Origin of the sequence: Nostoc sp. 106C (genome assembly GCF_002154725.1) — a bacterium.
In the GTDB taxonomy this organism is placed as follows: Bacteria; Cyanobacteriota; Cyanobacteriia; order Cyanobacteriales; family Nostocaceae; genus Aulosira.
The window spans coordinates 42101-49385 of record NZ_MTAW01000039.1; the positions used below are offsets into that span (position 1 = coordinate 42101).

Annotated in this window: 8 protein-coding genes; 5 read left to right on the forward strand and 3 right to left on the reverse strand. The window is 40.3% G+C overall.

All coding sequences use genetic code 11. From position 1 onward, the window contains the following. Positions 1–93: 93 nt before the first annotated feature. The 3 genes from BV375_RS02565 to BV375_RS02575 all read left to right on the forward strand — a co-directional run bounded on the left by BV375_RS02565 (position 94) and on the right by BV375_RS02575 (position 3274). Positions 94–876, forward strand: a complete 783-nt coding sequence (locus BV375_RS02565; protein ID WP_086756930.1) for a nucleoside phosphorylase — start codon at positions 94–96, stop codon at positions 874–876. A 317-nt stretch (positions 877–1193) separates the two neighbouring features. Then, positions 1194–2543 carry a hemolysin family protein gene (locus BV375_RS02570; RefSeq protein WP_086756933.1) on the forward strand — a complete coding sequence of 450 codons (1350 nt, stop codon included), beginning with the start codon at positions 1194–1196 and terminating at the stop codon, positions 2541–2543. Positions 2544–2830: 287 nt separating this feature from the next. Continuing rightward, positions 2831–3274 (forward strand): hypothetical protein, encoded by a 444-nt coding sequence (locus tag BV375_RS02575; protein ID WP_243713827.1) that lies wholly within the window; start codon positions 2831–2833, stop codon positions 3272–3274. A 30-nt stretch (positions 3275–3304) separates the two neighbouring features. Here the strand turns inward: BV375_RS02575 and BV375_RS02580 are convergent, their stop codons facing one another. Further along, positions 3305–3499 carry a hypothetical protein gene (locus BV375_RS02580; protein WP_086756938.1) on the reverse strand — a complete coding sequence of 65 codons (195 nt, stop codon included), beginning with the start codon at positions 3497–3499 and terminating at the stop codon, positions 3305–3307. A gap of 139 nt (positions 3500–3638) precedes the next feature. Next, complete coding sequence (locus tag BV375_RS02585) at positions 3639–4082, reverse strand: CAAD domain-containing protein (RefSeq protein WP_086756943.1); 444 nt, start codon at positions 4080–4082, stop codon at positions 3639–3641. Positions 4083–4386: 304 nt separating this feature from the next. Between BV375_RS02585 and BV375_RS02590 the strand changes: the two genes are divergently transcribed. Together BV375_RS02590 and BV375_RS02595 are read left to right on the forward strand one after the other, a co-directional pair. Then, complete coding sequence (locus BV375_RS02590; protein ID WP_086756945.1) at positions 4387–4830, forward strand: pyridoxamine 5'-phosphate oxidase family protein; 444 nt, start codon at positions 4387–4389, stop codon at positions 4828–4830. A 232-nt stretch (positions 4831–5062) separates the two neighbouring features. Next, positions 5063–5266: a ChaB family protein gene (locus BV375_RS02595; RefSeq protein ID WP_086756947.1), complete on the forward strand. Its 204-nt coding sequence runs from the start codon at positions 5063–5065 to the stop codon at positions 5264–5266. Positions 5267–6017: 751 nt separating this feature from the next. On the opposite strand, the gene BV375_RS02600 is transcribed toward BV375_RS02595, so the two are convergent. Continuing rightward, a complete protein-coding gene (locus tag BV375_RS02600; protein WP_086756950.1) occupies positions 6018–7028 on the reverse strand; it encodes a YihY/virulence factor BrkB family protein in 1011 nt (336 codons plus the stop codon). Positions 7029–7285: the final 257 nt, after the last annotated feature.

Below are 7285 nucleotides of genomic sequence, written 5' to 3' on the forward strand. Positions count from 1 at the left end.
TACAAGAAGTATATTGCGAATACTAAAGTAGAATATGTCCCACTCTACCTAATTTTTAGCTGATACTTAAAAAAGATATTTTAGAAAAACAGTATGATTAGTAAACGCTTTTATCATATTGGCTTTGGTCGAGAGGATTTAGGTGCATCACCTCCTAGTATCGCATTGTTATCTGGCGATCCAGAACGTGCAAGTCTAATTGCGCAAACTCATTTGCGGGATATGCAATTATTGTCACAGAATCGCGGACTTAATACCTATATAGGATACTTAGGCAACGATCGCCCGATTTTATCTGCTACAAGTGGGATGGGTGCGCCTTCCTTAAGTATTGTGGTGAATGAGTTGGTACAGGTAGGAATCCGGCAAATTATTCGGATTGGAACTTGCGGTTCAATTCAACCTCATGTGTCGGTTGGTAGCATTGTCATTAGCAGTGCAGCATTGTGTCGCCAAGGTGCAGCTAATGATATTGCACCTGTGGAGTATCCAGCCGCAGCCGATCCTTTTCTGACAGTTGCGTTAGTGAAAGCAGCAAGTGAATTAGGCTTTGAGTATCATTTAGGAATTACCGCATCGGTAGATACATTTTACGAAGGACAGGAACGCACAGATTCAGCCAATCCCTATCTGATGCGATCGCTGCATGGCATGACGGAAGAATATCGGCATTTGAATATCTTGAACTATGAGATGGAATGCGGCACATTATTTAAAATGGCCGGAGTTTATCAATTTGCTGCTGCTGCTGTTTGTGGCGTAGTTGCTCAGCGAACTGTTTCAGAAAATATCATCTATCCCCAGAAAGATATAGCTGTGCAAAATGCGATCGCTACTGCTGTATATGCAGCCACAAATTTAGAAAAATTTAAATAGTCGTCAAACAACATTGCCTCATCTGCTATTGGACTGATTGTTGCCAGATTTTAGGTAAAACTTCCAGTCCGGCAGTTTTTTTTAAAGTGATATGAACTGGGCATAAATGCCTCTGCAAATAGTAATTAGACTAGTAGTTACTACAGATCTGTGGAATTTTAGTTTGGCGTTAAATTTACTAATTTAATACAGGCGATCGCGCTTTCTTACTAATTTTTGTTATTTAACCTTTTGATAGTAGTTTAGGGCGGATTGCTAATTAGGGCATGAGTAGGACAAGATAAAAGCGTTTAAAGTTGAGACGAGGTCTAAAATAAATGGTTGCCAGCAGTCCATTCAGTGTGCTTACCGCCGGGAAGTTACTAGCTGTAATTGTCTTGGTGCTAGCCAATGGATTCTTTGTAGCAGCTGAATTTGCTTTAGTTGCGCTACGCCGTAGTCGTGTCGAGCAGTTGGTGGCGGAAGAGCACCCTCGTGCAAAAGCTTTACAACGAGCAGTGAATCAATTAGATGCTTATTTAGCAGCTACCCAGCTTGGCGTTACTATGTCCTCTTTAGGCTTAGGTTGGCTGGGAGAACCAGCGCTGGCTGTACTCATCGAACCTGCTTTCCATTGGCTGCCAACATCTTTAGCGCAAACTAGCGCTCATACCCTATCAGTATTGATTGCCTTTATAATCATCACGTCTTTGCACATCGTCTTGGGAGAATTGGCTCCTAAGAGCCTAGCACTTCAGCGCACAGAAAGAACAGCCTTTGCGGTCATCAAACCATTGGAACTTTACTTAGCTGTATTTCGCCCAGCTGTGCTGGCTTTAAATAATATCGGAAATTTTGTTCTGAAGCTGATCGGGTTAGAACCAGGAAGTAGCGAAGAATTGCTGCATTCCACTGAAGAACTAAAACTTTTAGTAGCGGCTAGCCATGAAGCGGGTTTGTTGGGGGAAGCCGAACAAGATGTAGTAGAACGAGTGTTTAACCTTGGCGATCGACGAGTCAGTGCATTTATGACACCACGTACAGAAATAGTCTGGCTTGATATTAATGACCCATTAGAAACAATTCGTCGCCAAGTTATCTCAAGTATTCATTCTTTCTTTCCAGTCGGTCAGGATAGCATAGATAACTTATTAGGTGTAGTGCAGACCAAAGAATTTTTAGCCCAAAATCCGACTCAACCCCTGGAACTGCAAGCCATATTAAAACCAATCTTGTATGTGCCGGAAAGTATGATTGCACTGAAACTCTTGGAGTTATTTAAAAAATCGAGCAATCATATTGCCTTAATCGTGGATGAATATGGCGTAATCCAGGGCTTGGTGACGCTCACTGATATTGTAGAAGCAATCGTAGGTGATATCCCATCGAGTGAAGATATAGCTGACCCTGATGTGGTACAGCGTGAAGATGGATCTTGGTTGTTAGATGGATTATTGCCGATTGACGAATTTAAAGAAATTTTACAAATTAGAAAATTGTCACCTCAAGCAGGAGTCAACTATCAAACTTTAGGGGGGTTTATTGTAAACCAGCTGGGACATATTCCCGCGATCGCTGAAAATTTTGAGTGGGTGGGATTACGCTTTGAAGTAGTTAGTATGGATGGCAACCGAGTAGATAAAGTGTTGGTTGTACCTATGCACAAAAAATCAGAAGTATCTTCTTAATTTTTTTAATTTTCTGCTTTGAAGACGGCTAATTATGCTTAGAAAGGCTAACCCAAATCTGGTTCAATACCAAGCGCGCGCAATTGTGCAGCTAACCTTTCTGTAGTGGACAATTGTGTAGTCAACTGTTCTGTAGGGGACATCTTTTGGCGATCGCGGTGGGTCAGTTTGATACATCGTGAACCAGTCCTGAAGGTGAGACTCTCATTTTTAATTATGGAACATGGTTCAGTTACAACTCGAAAAAATCAAAGCCCCAAAATTATCTTGCCACAATAGTAATGAACATGACAAGAGACAAGATTGTGAATAGTTTGGGTAAAAAAAGATTAGAAGCTACTTTAGCGATCGCTACTTATGCTGTTGGTAGTGGTACAGCCTCAGCAGCGCCAACTCCTGGCGGAGAAATTCCTAAACAAATTCTTTTAACGGCTGCTGATGTCCTGATGTACACCAGCATTTGGAAGATTTATTTTGAAGAGGATTTATCTAAAAAAGAACTTGTTGAAATTCTAGCAGAGTTGGGATTAGTAACAATTGCCGCAACCGGGACAGCTTATGTAGTGAGTAAAGTCAGTACAGCACTTCTTAAAGAGATTTCCAACTGGACTGGACCCTTAGGATGGGGTGTTGTAGCTGCGATCGCAGGTTCTCTGAGTGGATTATTTGGTGTTGCTTGGGCAATCTACTGCGATCAACTTTATTCTCAAAGACAACCTCAACCGACTTGATTACAAATTAGGGTGGAAATCTCACCCTAATTAGCGGTAAAATATACCAATAATTAGGGTGATAATTATTGGTATTAAAATCGGGATAGCAACTAATAGTCCCCATTTGCCAACCTTAATCTCCTCACCTTCAGATTTGAGCAGCGCAATCCAACCGCCAACTCCCATCAGTAGCCAGATAAACCCGAAAGCAAGAAATATAACAAATACTGAGTCTTGTTGCATTTTTTATAAATTTGGATGTTATTTTATATCTTACTCAAATCAGGCAACTGTACTGAGTTCTAGTTAGTGATCGCTTACAGAGGGAAGCATTCACATATACTCCCTCTGCGTTGTTTATATTTGCGATCGTGCCATGTAATTAGGAAGCATTGTCGTCTGCAATCTGCTTCTTAACCATGTCAATCTCTCCAGCTAACTCTTGGCGAGTGGAAGCTTTAATAAAATAGCGAAAGACAAACCAGGTTACGTAACCAAATCCAATCAATTCAAAAAATGGAGCAACCAACGGAATATCATTTAATGCATCTGTAATTGCCAGTAATATTCTTAGACCAGTCATTGCTGCAACCAGCACAGCAAAGCTAACAACTGGCAACCTATATTCGTTATAGAAACTAACTATATTTTGTGGCAATCTTTCCAGAAAATCTGAAATATTTCTGCCGATTTCTGAGACTTTATCATCAGATCTCTCAGCGCTAGCTATCGTTGACAGAGTTCCTGGCTCAGAATTTTTAACTGTAGCCATATCGTTAGTCAAAGTAGCGTCAACATATTCTGATTGTTGTTCTTGAACTTGCATAAGTTTGAGAAAATAATTTGAGTGTGGATGTCACACTACCATTCCTGCATTGTTTCAATTGCTTTTCATCACCCAATTGGAATAAAAGTCATTTACTTCAAAAGTTATAAAATAAATATTGATTTTCCCAACCTTCTTTATAAATATTAAGCTTGTAAGCGAATGTCAGCAAAAGTATATCTTTAGGCTCACGCAATTAAACAGAAAAAATGTTGATACTGAAGTAGGAACTTACCAACCACGGCAATTGGTTGTAATCAAAACTTTTAACTCCGCAAGTAATATCAACAACAGAGTACGGTAAATGACAACTTCTACTGATCAGAATCAACATATTCATAAGCTGCGTGGACTGATTCAAGATATTGGCTGTGGTATGTTAACTACAGTTGATGAGGATGGCAGCTTGCACAGTCGTCCTATGGACAAAACTAGCGATATCCAGTCTGATGGCACAATCTGGTTTTTTACCAACGCAAGTACCCACAAAGTATTTGAGATTGAGCATCGTCAGCATGTCAATATTAGCTTCACATCTCCCAACGAGCCGCGATATGTTTCCATCTCAGGTATCGCAGAACTTGTAAAAGACCGTAATAAGATGCAAGAGCTATGGAAGCCGGAACTCCAAGCATGGTTTCCCCAAGGATTGGATGAATCTGATATCGCTTTATTGAAGGTAAAAATTAACAGAGCTGATTACTGGGATAGTCAATCAAGCTTTCAGCAACAAACCATTAATTTCTAATATTATTAATTACACAATGACATTGCGTTGGCGGAACACCTTCCCGCAAGGTATGAAGCGTTACCGAAGGATAGACTAAGGTAGCTAAATGTAGATCGGCAGTAGCTTAAGGCAGAGTAGCAATCGTAAAGGGTAAGATTGCATCGCTTCATTTCATTTCGCCCGCAATGACTGCAAATATTTCTGTCCCTCTACTTATCACTTACTAAACTCAGATAAGGGAGTCAAATATATGCCCTATCAACAAATTGACGACTTACCAGATTCAGTAAGAGAACATTTACCCAAGCACGCTCAAGAAATTTTTCGGGCTGCATTTAACAATGCATTAGAAGAATATGGTGAAGAAGAACGTGCTTTTCGTGTTGCTTGGAGTGCAGTAAAACGCGATTACGAAAAAGGTGATGATGGGCAATGGCATAAAAATCCAGAATAAGTCATACCATTTTGGATTTTAGATTTTGGAGCCGCTGCGTTGCGCGGGTTTCCAAAGCACTCGCTTGGGTGGCTAGCTTGCGGCAACTCAACCGAGTGCTTGTGTGATAGCTGACTTATAAGGTACTTGCGCTTTTTTTCCAACTTTAATCCGCCTTAGAAAGACTATCAATCAATTTCTTAAGTACATACCGCATCAAGTCTTTTTATGGGAATAGCGGCATAGATACGTTTGGATTCAATGGTTACAATGAAGGTATTGATACTATCTCTGACTTCAACCCAACCAATGAAATCTTTCGGGTATATGCGCCTGGTTTTGGTGGCGGGTTATCAGTAGGTTCACTTTCAGCTAACCAGTTTACTGTTGGTACAGCCGCAACAACTAGTGCTCAGCGATTTATCTACAACAACACTACAGGCGCACTCTACTTTGACCAAGATGGTAGCGTAGGTGGATTTAATCAGGTACAGTTTGCCCAACTAGTGAGTGGATTATCACTCAGCGCTAGTAATTTCGTACTTTACTAATCGCCCTCTCAAATAAGATAAATTGTCCATAATTCAATACGCTTTAGATAAACCTTTTTTTCTTCCCCTACTACCTCTACTTTCCTCAACAGATAAATTTCCTTAACTGAACCGTATTGAGACATGAGTAATTAATAAGTTGCCTTGTGTTTTTCAAATCCTTGTGCCTTCTACTTTATAAATGAGAAGTTTGATATTTTTGAGAGTCAACCCACTTATGTTTAACTTCTTCTTTTCTTTTTTAAACCCTTAGGTTTGATCAATGACCGCATAATGCGATTAATAATGTTAGAAGATGGTCTTTTTTGAGCGGCAGTCCGCCTCGTTTCATTAGTACCACTATCTTGTATTTCTGGACTATTTAAAGGTACAGCATTCTTCGTTGGTCTAATACCACTGCCATATCTTCTGGCATAAACCTGGGTAAATTCAGCCCCGAAAAAGAGAATTTGAGCAGCATAATAAATCCAGGCCAAAATAACTACTAGTGAACCAGCAGCACCATAGGCTGACCCAAAACCACCGTTACCTAGATATTGTCCTAGCAAAAACCTACCTATAGAAAATAAAATTGAGGTGATAGAAGCACCAATTATCACGTCACCCCAAGTAATTTTGACATCTGGCAGAACTTTGAAAATTAGCCCAAATAGTATTGTAGTGATGGCAAAACTCAGTATAAAGTTAACAATTTGCCAGATAAAATCAACACCCGGTACAAGGTTACTAAAGAAAGTCACCAGTGCTGTCAAACCTGCACTAACTACCAAGGAAACGAGAAGTAGAAAGCCAATCCCTAAAACCATAGCGAACGATAAAACACGTTGACGAACCATATTGTTCACGCCTGCTCCTGGTTTGGGCTTGACTTCCCAAATCGTATTGAGGGCATCTTGCAACTCGTTAAATAAACCTGTAGCACCCAACAGCAGAACTAGGATACTAATGATTGAGGCAATGGTTCCAGTCTGTGGTTGATTGGCATTTTGAATAGCTGTTTCGATAAATTCTGCGCCTGGTCTCCCAACTAAACCTTGGATTTGTCGAACAATTTCACCCCTAGCTGCCTCTTCTCCAAATACTGCACCAACGATCGCAATTACAATAATCAGCAACGGTGCGATCGAAAAAATTGTGTAATAAGCTAACGCTGCCGCTAAACGTGAGGCTTTATCCTCACTCCATTCTTTAAAAGTCTCTTGGAATAATTTCCAAATCGCTTGCCAGCTCATGCCATGAGTCTCCTTACCCCAGATATTGCCTGCCTGTGATCTATTGGATACTGATTTCCTTATTAGCGTCATCTGCCCAAAGGTGTTCGTGTAGCATCCTTGAGGCAGAATGCAGAGTTAATAATTGGCAATGCGATCGCTCTTTCACATCTAAACACGAATCAGCGATCGCCATGTATATTTCAATCTAAAATCTCAGCCTATTACATATCTTCTAACTCCATACCTTTGGTTTCTCTAATAAAGAACCAAACGAA

Excerpts from the sequence above, each read along its gene's own strand:
- BV375_RS02565 (WP_086756930.1), top strand. The coding sequence starts at position 94 with ATGATTAGTAAACGCTTTTATCATATTGGCTTTGGTCGAGAGGATTTA.
- BV375_RS02585 (WP_086756943.1), bottom strand. The coding sequence starts at position 4,082 with ATGCAAGTTCAAGAACAACAATCAGAATATGTTGACGCTACTTTGACT.
- BV375_RS02575 (WP_243713827.1), top strand. The coding sequence starts at position 2,831 with ATGACAAGAGACAAGATTGTGAATAGTTTGGGTAAAAAAAGATTAGAA.
- BV375_RS02580 (WP_086756938.1), bottom strand. The coding sequence starts at position 3,499 with ATGCAACAAGACTCAGTATTTGTTATATTTCTTGCTTTCGGGTTTATC.
- BV375_RS02590 (WP_086756945.1), top strand. The coding sequence starts at position 4,387 with ATGACAACTTCTACTGATCAGAATCAACATATTCATAAGCTGCGTGGA.
- BV375_RS02595 (WP_086756947.1), top strand. The coding sequence starts at position 5,063 with ATGCCCTATCAACAAATTGACGACTTACCAGATTCAGTAAGAGAACAT.
- BV375_RS02600 (WP_086756950.1), bottom strand. The coding sequence starts at position 7,028 with ATGAGCTGGCAAGCGATTTGGAAATTATTCCAAGAGACTTTTAAAGAA.
- BV375_RS02570 (WP_086756933.1), top strand. The coding sequence starts at position 1,194 with ATGGTTGCCAGCAGTCCATTCAGTGTGCTTACCGCCGGGAAGTTACTA.